Origin of the sequence: Streptomyces olivochromogenes, assembly GCF_001514115.1 — a bacterium.
In the GTDB taxonomy this organism is placed as follows: Bacteria; Actinomycetota; Actinomycetes; order Streptomycetales; family Streptomycetaceae; genus Streptomyces; species Streptomyces olivochromogenes.
Genome location: NZ_KQ948455.1, coordinates 391,964 through 409,838 on the forward strand (window position 1 = coordinate 391,964; position 17,875 = coordinate 409,838).

Consider the following 17,875-nt stretch of genomic DNA (forward strand, 5'->3'; position numbering starts at 1 on the left):
ATGTTCGCTGCCTACGCCGCCCGCATTGACCGTGACCAGCCGCTCACCGGCCTGGAGTTGGGGGAGCGCCCGGCCCCCGAGCAGAGGCCGGGCTGGACCACCGTGAACGTCAGGGCCGCGTCCCTGAACCACCATGACCTCTGGTCCCTGCGCGGCGTCGGTCTCTCCGAGGACAAGCTGCCGATGATCCTCGGATGCGACGCGGCCGGCGTCGACGAGGACGGCAACGAAGTCGTGCTGCACTCGGTCATCGGACAGACCGGGCACGGGGTCGGCCCGAAGGAGCCCCGCTCCATCCTCACCGAGCGCTACCAGGGCACGTTCGCCGAACAGGTCTCCGTCCCGACGTGGAACGTCATCCCCAAGCCCAAGGAACTCTCCTTCGAGGAGGCCGCCTGCCTGCCGACCGCATGGCTGACGGCGTACCGCATGCTCTTCACCAATGCCGGAGTGCGGCCCGGCGACTCCGTCCTCGTCCAGGGCGCCGGCGGCGGCGTGGCGACCGCCGCGATCGTGCTCGGCAAGGCCGCCGGTCTTCGGGTCTTCGCCACGAGTCGCGACGAGGCCAAGCGCAAGCGGGCGGTCGAGCTGGGCGCCGTGGAGGCACTGGAGTCCGGCGCACGGCTGCCGCAGCGCGTGGACGCGGTCATCGAGACGGTCGGCGCGGCCACCTGGTCGCACAGCGTCAAGTCGCTGCGGCCCGGCGGCACGCTGGTCATCTCGGGCGCGACGAGCGGCGACCGCCCCTCGCACGCCGAGCTCACCCGCATCTTCTTCCTGGAACTCAAGGTCGTCGGCTCCACGATGGGCACCAAGGACGAGTTGGAGGATCTGCTCTCCTTCTGCGCCGCCACGGGTGTGCGACCCGTCATCGATGAGGTGCTTGCGCTGGACCGGGCCCGGGAAGGGTTCGAGCGGCTGGCGGCGGGCGACCAGTTCGGGAAGATCGTCCTCGCGGTGGGATGAGAGCGAGGGATTGAGGGATTCCCTCGGCCGTTCGGGCCGAGGTGCAGTGCAGTGCGATGCAGTGCGGTCGCGGCGGGCTCGGGAGGATCCGGGCCCGCCGTTTCGCGTTCCGCTTGTCAACTGGGGTTGACGGCCGCCCTGGTGTCAACTTAGATTGACATCATGACCGAAGCAACGGATCTCGCCGAGCGTGCGGGTGATCGCGATCCGCGGATCGGACTGCGGGCGGTCTCCGCGCTGCGGAGGCTGCTGGAGCAGTTGGAAGCGGTGCAGGTGCGCAGCGCGCGCAATCAGGGCTGGTCGTGGCAGGAGATCGCCGCGGAACTCGGAGTGAGCAGGCAGGCCGTGCACAAGAAGTACGGGAGGCAGTGATGTTCGAGCGGTTCACGAAGGACGCCCGGGCCGTGGTCGTGGGAGCGGTCGGGCACGCCGAACGCACGGGTGCCGAGGTGGTGGACGAGGAGCACATACTTCTCGCCCTCCTCGATCGGGAGGGCAGCCGTGGCTCGTTCGCGCTGGCCTCGCTCGGCGCGGCCGGTCGTCGCGACTCGATGGAACGGTCGCTTGCCGAGGCGCGCCGGCGCGGTGGGCTCTCCCGTGCCGACACGGAGGCGCTCTCCGGGCTCGGGATCGACCTCTCGGAGATCGTCTCCCGAGTGGAGGAGGCCCACGGGGTCGGGGCGCTGGGATCGGGGAACGGGGGCGGCGGCGGGCGCCGTTCCAGGCGTCGACCGTTCGCCCCGGGGGCCAAGGACGTGCTGACGCGGTCTCTTCGTGCCGCGCTCGCCCGTCATGACCGGCACATCGGCGACGAGCATCTGCTGATGGCCCTGACCGCTCGGCCCGGTGTGCCGGCGGAGGTGCTCGCCGACCACGGGGTCACCTACGAGGCGGTCACGCGTGTGCTGTACGGCGGCGGGGAGGCCAAGGCGGGGTGAGTGAGCGGTCGGAACCGGGACTCCGGCCGGGGGCTTCTCCGAGGTCCCCGGCCGGAGCCCGGGGGGATTCCCTCGGGCCTCGGAAAGCCCCGGGTGGCGATGGACGTCAGCTCTTCGGCGTGCGCAACGCGGCCCCGATGTGCGCCGCCGCCGTCGACAAGTGACGGCGGGCCGAGCGGAGCTGGTCCTCCGTCACCCCGTGGTCGCGGGCGGAGTCGCGGATGTCGTCGCGGAAGCGGTCCAGGAGGCGTTCGAGGTCACGGGCGGGGTCGCCGGTCGAGTCCTCGTGGGCCCAGGAGGGTGCGTAGTCGGCGGGGAAGTCCTCCGGAGTGTCCGTGTACTCGGCGTACTCGGGCTTCGCCGACCCGGTGGCCGCCGTACCCGCGCGGCCGAAGCCGAAGTCCTTGCCGAAGGTCTTCCCGAAGTCGCCGAATTCCTTGGCCAGTTCGCTCAGGCCCTCACGGACCCCGTTCGGCCAGTCGCCGCGCGCGAAGCGGTCCTGCACCTGCTCCTGGACCCGCTTGGCCATGCGCTGCATCTCCTCCTGCGCCTCCTTGGCCTGGCGCCGAGCGCGCTGCGCCTCGTCGCGGGCCCGGCGGCTCTCGTCCTTCGCGCGCCGGTTCTGTTCCTTCCACTCCTGCTTGACCCGCCGCATCTCCTCCTTGGCGACCCGCCACGAGTCCTTGTCGCGGAAGTCTCCGAAGTCCCCGAACTCGCCCGCGGGACCTTCGTGTTCTCCGGAGCCGGTGCCGGTGTCGGAGCCGGTGCCAGTGCCGCTCTTGCCGCCGCGCCTCGCCTCGGTGGCCGCGGCCCGCATCTCTCGGCGCAGATCGCCCGCCGCGCCCCGCACATCGGCGCGGATCTCCGCGGCGAGCTCCGCGACCGACTCGCGGATCTCCAGTTCCAGGTCGGCCAGTTCGCCGCTGCGGTCGGCCAGTTCGGCGCGGCCCGCGTCCGTGATCGCGTACACCTTGCGGCCACCCTCGGTGGTGTGGGTGACCAGGCCTTCCGCCTCCAGCTTCGCCAGCCGGGGGTAGACGGTGCCTGCCGAGGGCGCGTACAGCCCCTGGAAACGCTCCTCCAGGAGCCGGATCACCTCGTACCCGTGGCGGGGGGCCTCGTCCAGCAGCTTCAGCAGGTAGAGGCGCAGGCGGCCGTGGGCGAAGACGGGAGGCATGTCAGAGCACCTTCTTGTCGGTCGGGGTCTCCGGAGAAGCGGACGACCCGTCCTCGTGGGGCTCGTCCTCCGCCGTCGGCCTGCGGAGCATGGCGATGGAGCCGGAGACGGTCATCGCCTTCAACTTGCCGTTGCCCGCGCCCAGTCGGCCGGTGATCTTCTTGGCGCCCCACTGGCCGCTGACCCGGAGGTCCTCGAAGGCGCTGGAGACGGTGCCGCTGGCGGTGTTGGCCTCCACCTCGGCGTCCGCGGGGTGCGGGAGGCGGATGGCGATCTCCCCCGAGACGTTCGACAGCTGGACGTCGGTGGGGGTGCCCCTGGGATCGAGGTCCACGATCATCGAGCCGCTCACCGATTCGGCGCGCACGGAGCAGCCCGAGGCCTCGACCACCGTCAGGTCGCCCGAGACGGAGTTGAAACGGAGGTCGCCGGTGACGGCCTGGGCCTCCAGGCTCCCGGAGACGGTCTCCACGCGGACGGGGCCGGCGATCCGTACGAGGGTCGTGTCGCCCGTGACGCCCCTGACCGCCACCCGGTTCTCCATCCCGGAGACCACGGCGGCGGCGCCGACGACGCCGACCTCGACGGGGGTGCCGGCCGGGACGGCCAGCGTGACGACGGCGCTGCGGCGCCAGCCCTTGCGGTCGAGCCACTTGAGGAAGCCCTTCCAGGGCAGGTCCTCGTACGCCACGGTGAGCGTGCCGTCCTGCTGGGTCACGAGCAGCGGCGGGCCCTCCAGCTCGGAGACTTCCAGGCGGGCGGAACCCTCGTCGGTCCCCACGACGTTCACTGTTCCGTTGACGACGCGCACATGAAGTGCCGTCACGGGGTCGTCGAAGGTGAGCTTCCTCGGCTCTGCGACGGACCACTCGGACATGGTGCAGACCTCCCAACGACCCGACCAGACAGAGCGTGCGTCTGGACTCGACGTAATCTGGACTCGACGCGCCATATCGCGTCTTCCGTCATTCACGATATATCGCGGATGCGGAAAGTCAAGGCACTCGTTTGGGGGAAGCGGCGCTCTCGCGATCGGGGCTTGCGGGTGAGTGGTGGGGACTTGACGGGCAAAACGGGTTATTCGGGTCGTGGGCGATCTACGGTGTGCCCATGTCCACCACGCCCGACTCGTCCCAGGCCAAGGCCGCCGGCGCCCTGCTGCTCTGCCGGGCAGGGCACGAGTCCGTCGGTCTGGCCGCCCAGCTGTTGCGGGAGCGGATGCTGCTCACCGGGGCGGGCCCCGAGTGGAGCGTGCTCGTTCCCGAGGGGGAGCCCTGGCTGCACGGCGCCGAGCCCGTCGATCGCGTGGTCACGGGGTGGGCCACCGCCCTGGCCGTCAGCGCCCCCTGGCCCGTACTGGCCCTGTGGTGGGACGCGGACCGCAGCGGGCTCACCCTCGCGGCGGGCTTCCGGCGCAGCGTGGGCTACGAATGGCTGGCGAACGGCACCCCGGTCGGTGAGGACGAGGCGATGCGCACCTTCGCCGCGCGTCTCGGCCTCGACCCGGTCCTCGACATGCAAGCGCTCGACCCGCTGACCAGGCCGGTGTCCGGGGCGGACGCCCGTACACGCCTGCGGGGACTGCTCGCCGTCCTCACGCGCGCGGGGGTGCTGCTGCCGGCCGGGCTCGGACCCGGGGAGCCGGCCGACCGGCTCCTCGAGGTGGCCCGGACCCAGCCCGGTGCCGAGCAGATCGAGTGGAACGGGTGGCGCGCGGCGGTCAGGGCGGAGCTGGAGGCGGCGGAAGGCGCCGGTGGGGGTTCCTGGCTGCGCGGGCGCCGGGCCCGTGTCCTCGCGACCGGGCAGCTGGCCGCCGGACTGCCGCTCACCGTGTGGGGCGTACGGCGCCACAGCGCCGGCTGGATCGTCGCGGGCACACTCCTGATGCTCCACGGGGCGCTCGGCCTCGCGTACGACCGGCTGCGCGCCTTCGACTGACGCCCACCCGTCCCGACGCCGGGGGCCTACTCCTCGTCGTCGTCCTCGTCGTCCAGCCGCGCCAGCCACGTCGCCAGCCGCTCCACCGGCACCTCGAAGTCCGGATTGAGGTCGACGAACGTACGCAGCTGCTCGGCGAGCCACTCGAAGGTGACCTCCTCCTCGCCGCGCCGCTTCTCCAGTTCCTCGATGCCACGGTCGGTGAAGTACATGGATGGTGCTCCGTCGCTGAAAGTGAAGGGGAACGCTGAGAAAAGGATAAGTGGGTCCACGGGGCGCCCGGAGGGCCTCGAACCCCGAGTCACCGCCGCAACGGTGGCACAGGGAAGGGCCCGGCCTCCGGTGTTCTCGGAGGCCGGGCCCTTCACCGGACTTGAGCGGATCGAGGGCTACGCCTCGAACACCTCACGCACCAGCTGCTCCTGCTCGGCCTGGTGCCGCTTCGCCGAGCCCACGGCCGGGGAAGAGCCGGCCGGGCGGGAGATACGGCGCAGCCGCTCGGCGCCCGGGATGTCGGCGCCGACGGCCAGGTCCAGGTGGTCGATCAGGTTGAGGGCGATGAAGGGCCACGCGCCCTGGTTCGCCGGCTCCTCCTGGGCCCACAGGTACTTCTCGGCGTTCGGGTACTTGGCGATCTCCGCCTGGAGCTCGGCACCCGCGAGCGGGTACAGACGCTCGATGCGGATGATCGCCGTGTCCGTGACGCCGCGCTTCTGCCGCTCGGCCTCGAGGTCGTAGTACAGCTTGCCGGCGCAGAAGACGACCCTGCGGACCGCCGCGGCGTCGACCGAGTCGTCGCCGATGACGGGGCGGAAGGCGCCCGTGGTGAACTCCTCCGTCTTCGACGCGGCGGCCTTGAGGCGCAGCATCGACTTCGGGGTGAAGACGACCAGCGGCTTGTGGTGCGGGTTGTGCACCTGCCACCGCAGGAGGTGGAAGTAGTTCGACGGGAGCGTCGGCTGGGCGACCGTCATGTTGTTCTGCGCGCACAGCTGGAGGAAGCGCTCGATGCGGGCCGAGGAGTGGTCCGGGCCCTGGCCCTCGTAGCCGTGGGGGAGGAGGAGGGTGACGCCGGACGTCTGGCCCCACTTCTGCTCCGCGGCCGAGATGTACTCGTCGACGACCGTCTGCGCGCCGTTGACGAAGTCGCCGAACTGCGCCTCCCACATCACGAGGGCGTCCGGGCGGGCCAGCGAGTAGCCGTACTCGAAGCCCATGACCGCGTACTCGGAGAGCAGGGAGTCGTAGACGTTGTAGCGGGCCTGGTCGTCGGAGAGGTACTGGAGCGGGGTGAAGTCCTCGCCCGTGACCCGGTCGATCAGGACCGCGTGGCGCTGGCCGAAGGTGCCGCGGCGGGAGTCCTGGCCCGACAGCCGGACCGGGGTGCCCTCCAGGAGGAGGGAGCCGATGGCGAGGGTCTCGCCCATGCCCCAGTCGATCGTGCCGTCCTCGATCATCGCCGCCCGGCGCTGCAGCTGCGGCAGCAGACGCGGGTGGACGGTGACGTTGTCGGGGATGTTGACCTGGGACTCGGCGATCCGCTTCACGACCTCCTGGGAGACCGCGGTCTGCACGGCCACCGGGAACTGCGCCTGCGGGTCCGAGATCTGCACCTCGGCCCCCTGCGAGACGGCCTCGCGGACCTCGGTGAAGACCTTCTCCAGCTGGCCCTGGAAGTCCTGCAGCGCCTGCTCGGCCTCTTCGAGGGTGATGTCGCCGCGGCCGATCAGGGACTCGGTGTAGAGCTTGCGCACCGAGCGCTTCTTGTCGATCAGGTCGTACATCAGCGGCTGCGTGAACGCCGGGTTGTCCGACTCGTTGTGCCCGCGACGGCGGTAGCAGATGAGGTCGATCACGACGTCCTTGTTGAACGCCTGGCGGAACTCGAAGGCCAGGCGAGCGACGCGGACGACGGCCTCGGGGTCGTCGCCGTTCACGTGGAAGATCGGCGCCTCGATCATGCGGGCCACGTCCGTGGCGTACATCGAGGAGCGCGAGGACTCCGGGGCGGCGGTGAAGCCGACCTGGTTGTTGATGACGATGTGGACCGTGCCGCCGGTGCGGTAGCCACGCAGCTGCGACATGTTCAGCGTCTCGGCGACGACACCCTGGCCCGCGAAGGCCGCGTCACCGTGCAGGGCGACCGGCAGGACGGTGAAGTCCGTGCCGCCCTTGTTGATGATGTCCTGCTTGGCGCGGGCGATGCCCTCGATGACCGGGTCGACCGTCTCCAGGTGGGAGGGGTTCGCGGCCAGCGAGACCTTGATCTGCTCGCCGTCCAGGCCGGTGAAGGTGCCCTGGGCGCCCAGGTGGTACTTCACGTCGCCGGAGCCGTGCATCGACTTCGGGTCGAGGTTGCCCTCGAACTCGCGGAAGATCTGCGCGTACGACTTGCCGACGATGTTGGCGAGGACGTTCAGGCGGCCGCGGTGGGCCATGCCGATGACGACCTCGTCCAGGCGGGACTCCGCTGCGCTGTCGATGACGGCGTCGAGGAGCGGGATGACGGACTCGCCGCCCTCCAGGGAGAAGCGCTTCTGGCCGACGTACTTCGTCTGCAGGAAGGTCTCGAAGGCCTCCGCCGCGTTCAGGCGGCGCAGGATGCGCAGCTGCTCCTCGCGCTCCGGCTTGGAGTGCGGGCGCTCGACGCGGTCCTGGATCCACTTGCGCTGCTTCGGGTCCTGGATGTGCATGAACTCGATGCCGGTGGTGCGGCAGTACGAGTCGCGCAGCACGCCGAGGATGTCGCGCAGCTTCATCATCGACTTGCCGGAGAAGCCGCCGACCGCGAACTCGCGCTCCAGGTCCCACAGGGTGAGACCGTGCTCGGTGATGTCGAGGTCGGGGTGCTTGCGCTGGCGGTACTCCAGCGGGTCGGTGTCGGCCATGACGTGGCCGCGGACCCGGTAGGAGTGGATCAGCTCGAAGACGCGGGCGGCCTTCGTGACGTCGTCGTCGTGGCTGGCGTCGATGTCCTTGAGCCAGCGGACCGGCTCGTAGGGGATGCGCAGGGCCTCGAAGATCTCGTCGAAGAAGCCGTTCTCGCCGAGGAGGAGGTTCGCGACGATCCTGAGGAACTCGCCGGAGGCGGCGCCCTGGTTCACCCGGTGGTCGTAGGTCGACGTGAGCGTCATGACCTTCGAGATGCCGAGCTTGTTCAGGGTGTCCTGGGAGGTGCCCTGGAACTCCGCCGGGTAGTCCATGGAGCCGACGCCCATGATGACCGACTGGCCGGGCATCAGACGCGGGACGGAGTGGACGGTGCCGAGGCCGCCGGGGTTGGTCAGGGAGACCGTGACACCGGTGAAGTCGTCCATCGTCAGCTTGCCGTCACGGGCGCGGCGGACGATGTCCTCGTAGGCCTGCCAGAACTCGAAGAAGTTCAGCGTCTCGGCCTTCTTGATGCCGGCGACGACGAGCTGGCGGTCGCCGTTCGGCTTCACCAGGTCGATGGCGAGGCCGAAGTTGACGTGCGCGGGCTTGACGAGGGTGGGCTTCCCGTCCTTCTCCGCGTAGTGCCAGTTCATCGACGGCATGGCCTTGATGGCCTGCACCATCGCGTAGCCGATGAGGTGGGTGAAGGAGATCTTCCCGCCCCGGGCACGCTTCAGGTGGTTGTTGATGACGATGCGGTTGTCGAAGAGCAGCTTCACCGGGACCGCGCGCACGGACGTGGCCGTGGGCAGGTCCAGGGAGGCGTTCATGTTCTTCGCGACGGCGCCGGCGGGACCACGCAGCGTCACGTACTCGGGACCCTCGGGGCCCTCGGTCGCGGGCTCGGCCTTCGGCTTCGCGGCGGCCGGAGCGGCCTTCACGGGGGCCGGGGCGGCGGCAGCGGGCTTCGGCGCCGCAGGAGCGGCCGCGGGAGCGGCGGCCTGGACGGGCGCAGGAGCGGCCTGAGCCGGGGCTGCGGGCGTCGCGGGCGCGGCCGGGGCTGCCGGAGCGGCAGGCGTGGCCTGGGGCGTCACTGACGGGGTGGTGGTCCCTGCGGCCCCCGCGGCCGCAGTACCCGCCGAAGCCGAGGCGGCAGGAGCCCCCGGCTTGTAGTCGGCGAAGAAGTCCCACCAGGCTCGGTCTACCGAATTCGGGTCCTGGAGGTACTGCTGATAGATCTCGTCGACGAGCCATTCGTTCGCACCGAACGCGGCCGCGGGGTTCTTCCCGGCGGCTTGGTCATTGGTCGAGATGCTCGAGTTACTGGGGGACTGTGGCGACACGGCGGCAACCGCCCTCTTCCGCTTCACAAGGTGATGGACAGCGGGAATCAAGGCTACGCCCCCATGGCCGAGAAGGTCAGGCCGGGCCGGTCCAACGTCGTGTAAGTCACATCGGAAAGCGTGTTTCGGGGAAGGAAATGGCGGGAAACAAGCGGGGTTTCGGTCCGGAATGGGTACGTCGATCCAGGGTCGCGGTACGACTCACACGGCCCTGTGCCTGATCACACGTGTCCACGAGCACGGGACGGCGATGGATCTTGTGGCTCCGGTTCGAACTTTACGTCAACTTGGCAGAGAAGGAAGCCCTGGAAGGATGACCTGAATCCGGCAGCCCCGCTGGGATTCGGCCACGCCGATGCGGCCGCCGTGCAGATCGACCGCCCAGCGGGCGATGGCGAGCCCGAGGCCCGTACCGCCGTCGCTGCCCGGGCCGTGCGGCGAGGGCACCCCGCCGCGGTTGAAGCGTTCGAAGACCCGGTGCCACTCCGACTGCGGAATGCCGGGGCCCTCGTCCAGGACCTCCAGGGCGAGTGACTCCGGGTAGTTGCCGCGCCGCGCCTTGACCGTCACCCGGCCGTGCGGCGGGCTGTGCTTGACCGCGTTGTCGATGAGGTTCGCCACGACCTGGTGGATCCGCTCCGGGTCCGCGTGCGCGGTCAGCTCCGGCGGGGACACGTCGAGGTGCAGATGGACGTCGGTACGGGTGTGACTGCCGGAGCCCGAGGCGATGCCCGCGCGCGCGGAGGCGACCATGTTGGCCTCCTTGAGTACACCGGACAGGTACGGCCACACCTCGAAACGGCGCCTGCGCAGGGGTACGACGCCGTTGTCCAGCCTGGAGAGGTCCAGCAGCGTCTCGACCAGCCGGCCCAGCCGCTCCGTCTGCTTCAGGGCCGTACGCATCGTCTCGGGGTCGGCGGCGGAGACACCGTCCACGACGTTCTCCAGGACCGCGCGCAGGCCCGCGATGGGGGTGCGCAGCTCGTGCGAGACATTCGCCACGAGTTCCTTGCGCTGGCGGTCCTGGGCCTCCAGCTCGTCGGCCATGAGGTTGATCGTCTGCGCCAGGTCGCCCAGCTCGTCCCGCCGGTCGTCACGCACCCGGCGGGTGTAGTCGCCGTGCGAGATGGAGCGGGCGACCGTGTTCATCTCGTCCAGCGGCGCGGTGAGCGAATGGGCCACGAACTGCGTTATCAGCAGTGTGGCGATCATCGAGAAGACCGTGATGAAGCGGAGCTCCGTCTTGGTGTGCACCGCGATCATCGACAGACCCGTGGTGATGAGCACGGAGATGACGACCAGAGCGCCCAGCTTGGTCTTGATCGAGAACGGGCGCACGGAGCCCCAGAACCCCTCGCCGCGGCCCGGCTCACCGGGACCGCTCGTGACGCCCGTGGTTCTGCCCGATTCACCGAGCCCGCTCATGACATCAGCCCCCTACATGAGGTTCCTGGTCCCTGCGGAGACCCGGCTCAGGGAGTCGGGGTCTCCAGGGCGTAGCCCACGCCGTGGACGGTGCGGATCCGCTCGGCACCGATCTTCCGGCGCAGCGCCTTGATGTGGCTGTCCACGGTCCGGGTGCCCGAGGCGTCCGCCCAGTCCCAGACCTCGGCCAGCAACTGCTCGCGGGAGAGTACCGCGCGCGGAGTGTTGGCGAGGCATACCAGGAGGTCGAATTCGGTGGGCGTGAGGTGCACGTCCTCCGAGCGCACCCGTACCCGGCGCTGCGCGTGGTCGATCTCCAGCTCGCCGAGGCGCAGGATGCCGCTGCGCGGCGTCGAGGCGGCCACCACGGCCCGCTCGACCCGGCGCAGCAGGACGTGCACGCGTGCGGCCAGCTCGCGCATCGAGAACGGCTTGGTCATGTAGTCGTCGGCGCCGACGCCGAGCCCGACCAGCATGTCGGTCTCGTCGTCGCGCGCGGTGAGCATCAGCACCGGCACCGGGCGCTGGGCCTGCACGCGTCGGCAGACCTCCAGGCCGTCGAAGCCGGGCAGCATGATGTCGAGGATCAGCAGGTCGGGCTGCCAGGCCTCTGCTGTGTCGACGGCGGCCGGTCCGTCGCCCGCGGTTTGCACGAGGAATCCCTCGGCTCGCAGGCGGGCCGCGATGGCGTCGACGATCGTCGGGTCGTCCTCGACCACCAGCACCCGGCGCTGAGCGCCTGGCGTGGCCGCCGTGCCGTTGTGCGAGGTGTGTGTCTGCTCCATCGCCCGCCCCTGAGGTGTGCTTTCCGGAATCCGTGGGGTGATCCCATGACTGCGCTTGACGCTTGAATGATCTGCGCCAGGGAAGCAGGGTACGGGCAGTCACCTTCGCTCGGCTATCCAGGCCCGACCGCGAGATGGACGACGTCCGGAACGCCCCGGGCAACGGGGATCTCTTCGGTACGCACCTGGTGGAATCCGGCATTCCGCAGCGTTCCTTCAAATTCCGGAGAGGGCTGCGCCGACCACACGGCGAGCACCCCGCCCGGCTTCAACACCCTTGCGCAGCTTGCCAGTCCGGCCGGTCCGTACAGCCCGGTGTTGTCCTCGGTGACGGTCCAGTCGGGCCCGTTGTCGATGTCGAGGCACAGTGCGTCGTACGTGTCGGAAGTCTCATTGACGTGAGCGAGCAGATCGGATCTCACGATCTTCGTCCGGGGGTCGGCGAGCGCCGCCGCGGAGAGTTGCGCCAGCGGTCCGTCACGGTGCCAGTCGATGATGGCCCCTTCGCGCTCGACGACGGTGATGTGCCCCCAGCGCGGGTCGGCGGAGGCGTGCGCCAGAGAGAACCCGACACCGAGTCCCCCGATCAGCACCTTCGGCTCCGCCCGCCCGTCCAGGGCGTCCAGCGCGGCGTCGACGAGCAGCCGTTCCGAGCGGCCGTCGGAAGTGTCCATCAGGAAGCACCCGTTGGCGATGATCTGCAGCAGCGCGCCGTGCCGCCGCAACACGACCTCGCCGTAGGGGCCTTCCCGGCGATCGATGACTACAGGGATGTCGTACGAGGCAGTCATGGCTCCCATCCTGGCACTTTCACCAGGATGGGCAGCCGAATTAACCCTCAGGGGGTCAGAGGTTCAGTCCGTGCCCGTAGGGGAACACGGGGTCTTCGGTGTCGTCGGGGACGTCGGGCCGTGACGCCTGGACCGCCGCCATGGAGCGCGGCAGTTCGAACGGCAGCCGCCCCTGGGCCCGCGCCCGTCCGAAGGCGACGTCCAGGAGTGCCGTGTCGCTCGCGCCGAAGTCGGCGACCAGCGCGGCCGCCTTCGCGGCGATCTCGGGGAGGACGGCGGGCCGTTCGAGGTTGACGCACACCAGCGTGGGCACCGCGTCCAGCAGCCGCAGGATCTCCTTGAGCTCGTCCTCCGGGAAGGCCAGCGACCCCGAGTGGAAGAAGGACTCGAAGAGCCCGGGGCGCTCCTCGTGGGGCGTGCGCAGTCGCAGCACCGCGAGGTCCGCGTCGACGGGATCGGGGACGACATTGCCGTACGCGGCGGCCGCTTGCTCGGAGATCCCCCGCACGTACAGGTTCGGGCGGCCCTCTTGGGGCAGCAGTCCGTGGTTGGTCAGGACGGTCAGCGAGCGGCGCTGGGCGGCCTCGCCGAGCGCGGTGAACTCGTCGGCCCCGACGGTCTCCTCCGCCTGGTCGGGGTCCACGTAGGGGTTTTCGAAGAGGCCGAGTGTGAATTTCTCGCGCAGGAGTCGACGTACGGATTCGTCGACGCGTTCCTCCGTGACGCGGCCCGAGCGGACCAGTTCCACGATCACCTCGGGGCACTGCTCGCCACCGAACTGGTCGCTGCCCGCGTCCAGGGCCTTCGCCGCGCGTTCGGCGACGGTCAGGTGCTCGGCGCCCCAGGCCCGCGCGGGGAACAGCTCGCCGAGCACGGGCGCGTCGGTGAGCAGGCCCCAGTCGGTGCAGACGATGCCGTCGAAGCCGAGGCGTTCGCGCAGGAGACCGGTGAGGACATCGCGGTTGAAGCCGAAGCCGACCTCCTCCCAGTCGGTGCCGATCGGCTGCCCGTAGTACGGCATCACCTGGGAACAGCCCGCCTCCACGGCCGCCTTGAAGGGCTGGAGGTGGTACTCGCGCATGCCGCCCGGGTAGATCTGCTCCTTGCCGTGCGCGAAGTGCGGGTCCTCGCCGTCCTTCTGCGGTCCGCCGCCGGGGAAGTGCTTGACCATGGCGGCGACGGAGTCCGGTCCGAGCCTCATCCCCTGGAGACCGCGTACGTACGCCCGTACCAGCTCGCTCGTCAGTTCCGCGCTGGATCCGAACGTGCCACTCTGGCGCGACCAGCGTGGCTCGGTGGCCAGGTCGATCTGGGGGTGCAGCGCGACCCGGAAGCCCACCGCCAGGTACTCGCGGCGGACCGTGTCCCCGAAGCGCTCCACCAGCGCCGGGTCGCCGATCGCGGCCAGGCCCAGGGGTTCGGGCCAGGCCGAGAAGGCGCCGGAGTTGAAGGAGGCGCCCGGGTTGTCGGTGAACGCGTGGCGCGGGTCGGTGGAGAGGGTGACCGGGATGCCCAGACGGGTGCTCGCGGCCAGCTCCTGGACCCGGTTGACCCACTGGGCCGTCTCGCGCACGCCGTACTGGCCGATGAGGTTGAAGTGGGTCAGTGCCCTGCCCTCGATCAGCTCGGGGGTGGGGGCGTGCACGAAGGGCCCGTCGGTGGCGAAGGTGCCGTCCGCGTTCATGGAGAGCATGGAGTGGAACAGCTGACCCGCCTTCTCCTCCAGCGTCATGCGGGAGAGCAGGTCCTCGACGCGCTCGTCGACGGGACGGTGCGGATCGCGGTACGTGGCGGTGGTCTTCCCTGAGGGCATCCCGGTTTCCTTGCTTCCTTCTTGCTGGAGGCGGCTGTGTGACGGGCTTCTTAGAGAAAAGGGCTTCCTAAAGAAGGGGGCTGTTTGAAGGGGGTCACTTGACGGAGCGGATGAACTGGACGGCGAGGGCGCCCAGTACGGCGGCGATCGCGCCGAAGAGGAACAGCGCCCCGTAGTTGCCGCCTCCGCCGATCGCGAGCAGCGCGGGGGCGACGATCGGGACGAGGGACTGGGGCAGGGCGTTGCCGATGTTGAGGACGCCCATGTCCTTGGCGGACTCGTCGGGGTTGGGCAGCACCGCGGCGGCGAGCGCCAGGTCGACGGAGAGGTAGAGGCCCTCGCCGAGGCCGAAGACGATCACGGCGACGACGTACATCCCGAAGGACTGCGCGGCGGCGAGCAGCGCCAGGCTGAGGGCCATGACGAGCGAGGAGCCGAGGACGTACGGCTTGCGGCGGCCCGAGCGGTCGGAGAGCTGGCCGCCGAGCAGCGAGCCGGCCACGGTCGCGACGACCATGGCGAGGGTGCCGACGAGGACCTTGCCGGAGACGGCGTCGTCGCTGTAGCCGAGGCGGTCCATCAGGAAGTAGACCTGGTAGCTGGTGACGCAGGAGGCGCCGGTGAAGACCAGGAAGCGGCCGGCGAAGTTCCAGGCGAAGTCGGGGTGCTTGCGCGGGTCGACCCAGAAGCTGCGCAGGAACTCGCGGAGGCTGTACGGCTCGAAGGCGCCGGCGCGGGCCGGGCGGTCCTTCATCACCGCGACCAGATAGCCGACCGCGGCGAGCCCGATGACGCCGGGGACGAGGAACGCCAGTGCCATCGAGCCGCTGAAGACATTGGCCAGTACCGAGCCCGCGATCATCGAGAACGACGTCGTCATGCCGACGATGCCGGAGACCCGGGCCTGCTGGTGCGGCGGGATCAGATCGGGGACGCACGAGGTCAGCGCGGACAGGGCGGCGTTGATGCCGAGCTGAGCGAGGGCCCAGCCGAGCATCAGCGTCAGGACGTTGCCGCCCAGGGCGACGACCATGAGCCCGGCTAGGCCCGCGGTCATGCCGCCGACCAGCCAGGGGCGGCGGCGCCCGAAGCGGCTGGTGGTGCGGTCGGACAGGGCGCCGAAGACCGGGTTGCCGAGCATCGCGAGCAGGGCACCGACGGAGAGCACCTGGCCGAGGGCGGCACCGCGGTCGCCCTCCGGGACGATCTGGCTGACCCGCAGGGCGAGGGTGACCATGACCGGGGTGAGGACGGCGAGGTAGGCGCCGAACTGGGCGAGGGCGAGTCCGAGGACGAGTTTGGCGGGGGCGTTCGCAGGGGCCTGGGGGGAAGGCGCGTCGTGCAGCGGCTCGGGCGAGCGGGCACCGAGCGAGGAATCGGGAGTGACGGCCATGGCGGCTCTCCATGGGGACGAGGCGCGGCTTCCTTGCCACGCCGGCGACCACAGAGAAACATCAAAACCGAGTGGGTACTAGGTTTTGTTCATGTGGCCAGAATCACGCTGCGTGTGGCTTGAAAGTGGGGCGGGTTGACTCGTGTAACCGCCGGTCGGGACGGCCCGGGCGGCAGCCTGTGCGGCGGCTATGGTGGCGGGCATGGTCCGAAACCGGAGGTCGGAGGAGAGCGTGGAGGCGGAGCGCAAGGTTCCGGGCGCCGTCCGGGGCACCTACGCCGTCGGGGACGAACGCCGGCTGCGCATCCTCGACGTCGCCGTCGAACACTTCGCCCAGTGGGGCTTCCACGCCTCCTCACTGGCCCGGATCGCCAAGGACGTCGGCATCACCCAGGGCGGCCTGCTGCACCACTTCCGCAGCAAGGAGGACCTGCTCGTCTCCGTCCTGCGGCGCAGCGAGGAGCACGACGTCGAGCGGTTCTTCGCCGTCGAGGCGCACTCGGCCGCCGAGTTCTTCGCGGCGCTGGTGGGACTCGCCGACTACAACAGCCGGCGCCCGGGACGCACCAAGATGTTCAACGTCCTGCTTGCCGAGGCGGGCGATCCCGGCCACCCCGCCCACGCGTTCTTCGTGAAGCGCTACGCCGATCTTGTCGAGGTCAGCGCGGGCGCGCTGCGCGAGGCGGTCGCGAGCGGCGAACTGAAGCCCGACACCGACTGCGAGGCGCTGGCCGAGGAGTTCGCCGCCGTCATGGACGGTATCCAGTTGCAGTGGGCCCTCGACCCCGCGGGCGTCGACATGGCCGCCCGAATGCGGGCCTACCTTGACCGGCTGCTGCGCTCGATCACCGTCTCGGGCGCGGGGCTGCCGGCGGACGCGCATACGGGACTGACTCGTGCGCGCGTACGGACCGACTCGGACGCGCGCACGGACTGACTCGGACGGGTGTGCGGACACGGCGACCGCGGACGCCGTATGCGCTTATCAGGTTGCTATGAATCGCCTCCCACGTGGCGTCGGTCATAGACAGCGGCGTCGCGGGCCCCCAAGGGTGGAGCGGGACGGAAGGAGCCCCTCACCTTGGACCGGAGCACCACCGCGACGGCGACGGCAGTGGCGACGACCACGGCCCCGACGGCCTCCTCGGCCGATGCCGCGCTCAAGGACCCACAGACGGGCTCGCTTCTCCTGGACGGGGTGCCGCGACAACGCGGCGCCACGACCGTGCCGCCCGCCCCCCGCCCGGCGACGACACCCCCCGCGCTCGCCCCTCCCGCTCCACCCGTCTCCCGCGCCCTCGCCCGGCTCCGGTCGCTCCGTCCCTGGCGGCTGCTGCCCACCCCCACCGGAACGCCGTTCACCTTCGGTTACGCGGCCGTGCTCACCGTCACCGCGATGGTCACCGACTACGCGGACCCCTCCCTCGTCCACGCCTTGCAGCAGGGGTCCAGCACCGACGTCGCGCACCTCATACACGAACCGGTGCTGGTGCTGCTGGCCAGCGCGCTGTGGATGGCAGGCGGGATCACCTCGCCGTACGCCCTCGGGTTCGTGCTGGTGCTGACCGCGCTGGAGCGGCGGATAGGCGGCCTGCGGGCCGCCGGAGTCTTCCTGCTCGGGCATGTCGTGGCCACCCTGGCCACCGAGGTGCCCATCGGCCTGTCCGTGCTGGTGGGAGACCTCCCCGACAGCTCCCTGCACCGCCTCGACTACGGCATCAGCTTCGGCGTCGCCACGAGCGTCGGCGCGCTCGCCGGGCTGCTGAGGCCCTGGCTGCGCTGGCCGCTGCTGGTCGTCTTCGGCTCGATGGTCGTCGGGGACCTGCTCGAATTCGCCGACCCGATGACGGACTGGGGGCATGCGATGTCCCTGGCGATCGGGGTGTCGACCTGGCCGCTGGTCCGGGGCTGGCGCCGCGCCCGTACGGAGGCGGCCGCCGGCCCCGCCGCCCCCGCCGCCGTACACACCGCTCACGCTCAGACGTCCGGCACCGTCGCCGCGTAGCATCCGGGCGGTCGGGGCGGGTCCGGACCAGTCCGGTTCGGTCAGGTCAGGTGGTCCGGGCCGCCATCAGCCGCCGGGCCAGATCTGGGACGCCGAGGCGGCGCTCCTGTTCCGCACTCGCGTGGAGCTTGAGGGTGTGTTGGCGTGCGCCCGCTCGAAGGTCACACGGTGCCTGCCGAGCCGGTCGACGGTCTCGGGCGTCGCCCACTCCGTCTCCTTGGGCTGGTCGTCGGTGACGACGACCAGGATGTTGGGCCGCCCGGAACGAGTGCCGCCGGTGGCGGCGGTCGCGGTGGCGGGGGCCCGCCCGACGGCCGGCGCCGCCGTCGCCCGTCGGTGGGCCGTCCGCTCGGACCCGTCCGTGTCCGCCGCCGGCACCGTGGCCGCCCCGAGCGCCGTCCCGGCACCCACGATCACCCGGCGCCGA

The 17,875-nt window shown here is 70.5% G+C and carries 16 protein-coding genes; 6 read left to right on the forward strand and 10 right to left on the reverse strand.

Annotated elements, in window-relative coordinates:
- The 3 genes from AQJ27_RS16890 (at position 1) to AQJ27_RS16900 (ending at position 1,904) form a co-directional block, all read left to right on the forward strand.
- Positions 1-966, forward strand: a complete 966-nt coding sequence (locus tag AQJ27_RS16890; protein ID WP_067368780.1) for a zinc-binding dehydrogenase — start codon at positions 1-3, stop codon at positions 964-966.
- A gap of 162 nt (positions 967-1,128) precedes the next feature.
- Complete coding sequence (locus AQJ27_RS16895) at positions 1,129-1,338, forward strand: helix-turn-helix domain-containing protein (RefSeq protein WP_010984411.1); 210 nt, start codon at positions 1,129-1,131, stop codon at positions 1,336-1,338.
- Complete coding sequence (locus AQJ27_RS16900) at positions 1,338-1,904, forward strand: Clp protease N-terminal domain-containing protein (RefSeq protein ID WP_067368782.1); 567 nt, start codon at positions 1,338-1,340, stop codon at positions 1,902-1,904. Before AQJ27_RS16895 ends, AQJ27_RS16900 begins: the two co-directional genes overlap by 1 nt.
- A gap of 106 nt (positions 1,905-2,010) precedes the next feature.
- On the opposite strand, the gene AQJ27_RS16905 is transcribed toward AQJ27_RS16900, so the two are convergent.
- Both AQJ27_RS16905 and AQJ27_RS16910 read right to left on the reverse strand, forming a co-directional pair.
- On the reverse strand, positions 2,011-3,081 hold the full coding sequence (locus AQJ27_RS16905) for a PadR family transcriptional regulator (RefSeq protein ID WP_067368785.1): 1,071 nt from the start codon (positions 3,079-3,081) through the stop codon (positions 2,011-2,013).
- Between the two features lies 1 nt (position 3,082).
- A complete protein-coding gene (locus tag AQJ27_RS16910; protein WP_067368788.1) occupies positions 3,083-3,958 on the reverse strand; it encodes a DUF4097 family beta strand repeat-containing protein in 876 nt (291 codons plus the stop codon).
- A 233-nt stretch (positions 3,959-4,191) separates the two neighbouring features.
- Between AQJ27_RS16910 and AQJ27_RS16915 the strand changes: the two genes are divergently transcribed.
- The gene (locus tag AQJ27_RS16915; protein WP_067368790.1) at positions 4,192-5,019 is read left to right on the forward strand and encodes a hypothetical protein; all 828 of its coding nucleotides are present in this window, start codon (positions 4,192-4,194) and stop codon (positions 5,017-5,019) included.
- A 26-nt stretch (positions 5,020-5,045) separates the two neighbouring features.
- Here the strand turns inward: AQJ27_RS16915 and AQJ27_RS16920 are convergent, their stop codons facing one another.
- The 7 genes from AQJ27_RS16920 to AQJ27_RS16950 all read right to left on the reverse strand — a co-directional run bounded on the left by AQJ27_RS16920 (position 5,046) and on the right by AQJ27_RS16950 (position 15,443).
- Positions 5,046-5,231: a DUF6104 family protein gene (locus AQJ27_RS16920; RefSeq protein WP_037674049.1), complete on the reverse strand. Its 186-nt coding sequence runs from the start codon at positions 5,229-5,231 to the stop codon at positions 5,046-5,048.
- 177 nt (positions 5,232-5,408) lie between these two features.
- Positions 5,409-9,236, reverse strand: coding sequence for a multifunctional oxoglutarate decarboxylase/oxoglutarate dehydrogenase thiamine pyrophosphate-binding subunit/dihydrolipoyllysine-residue succinyltransferase subunit (locus tag AQJ27_RS16925; RefSeq protein ID WP_067368792.1), 3,828 nt, complete (start codon positions 9,234-9,236; stop codon positions 5,409-5,411).
- A 282-nt stretch (positions 9,237-9,518) separates the two neighbouring features.
- Positions 9,519-10,661 carry a HAMP domain-containing sensor histidine kinase gene (locus AQJ27_RS16930; RefSeq protein ID WP_235613524.1) on the reverse strand — a complete coding sequence of 381 codons (1,143 nt, stop codon included), beginning with the start codon at positions 10,659-10,661 and terminating at the stop codon, positions 9,519-9,521.
- Between the two features lie 47 nt (positions 10,662-10,708).
- Positions 10,709-11,446, reverse strand: coding sequence for a response regulator transcription factor (locus AQJ27_RS16935; protein WP_054236710.1), 738 nt, complete (start codon positions 11,444-11,446; stop codon positions 10,709-10,711).
- A gap of 113 nt (positions 11,447-11,559) precedes the next feature.
- The gene (locus AQJ27_RS16940) at positions 11,560-12,237 is read right to left on the reverse strand and encodes a spermine/spermidine synthase domain-containing protein (protein WP_067368795.1); all 678 of its coding nucleotides are present in this window, start codon (positions 12,235-12,237) and stop codon (positions 11,560-11,562) included.
- 55 nt (positions 12,238-12,292) lie between these two features.
- Complete coding sequence (locus AQJ27_RS16945; RefSeq protein WP_067368799.1) at positions 12,293-14,050, reverse strand: glycoside hydrolase family 3 protein; 1,758 nt, start codon at positions 14,048-14,050, stop codon at positions 12,293-12,295.
- A gap of 94 nt (positions 14,051-14,144) precedes the next feature.
- Positions 14,145-15,443: an MFS transporter gene (locus tag AQJ27_RS16950; RefSeq protein ID WP_067368802.1), complete on the reverse strand. Its 1,299-nt coding sequence runs from the start codon at positions 15,441-15,443 to the stop codon at positions 14,145-14,147.
- Between the two features lie 202 nt (positions 15,444-15,645).
- On the opposite strand from AQJ27_RS16950, the gene AQJ27_RS16955 reads away from it, so the two are divergent.
- Both AQJ27_RS16955 and AQJ27_RS16960 read left to right on the forward strand, forming a co-directional pair.
- Positions 15,646-16,380, forward strand: a complete 735-nt coding sequence (locus AQJ27_RS16955) for a TetR/AcrR family transcriptional regulator (RefSeq protein WP_079065050.1) — start codon at positions 15,646-15,648, stop codon at positions 16,378-16,380.
- A gap of 144 nt (positions 16,381-16,524) precedes the next feature.
- Entirely contained in the window at positions 16,525-17,448 is a 924-nt protein-coding gene (locus AQJ27_RS16960) for a rhomboid-like protein (RefSeq protein ID WP_067368805.1), read from the forward strand.
- 66 nt (positions 17,449-17,514) lie between these two features.
- On the opposite strand, the gene AQJ27_RS55620 is transcribed toward AQJ27_RS16960, so the two are convergent.
- A complete protein-coding gene (locus AQJ27_RS55620; protein WP_159064362.1) occupies positions 17,515-17,859 on the reverse strand; it encodes a hypothetical protein in 345 nt (114 codons plus the stop codon).
- Between the last annotated feature and the right edge of the window lie 16 nt (positions 17,860-17,875).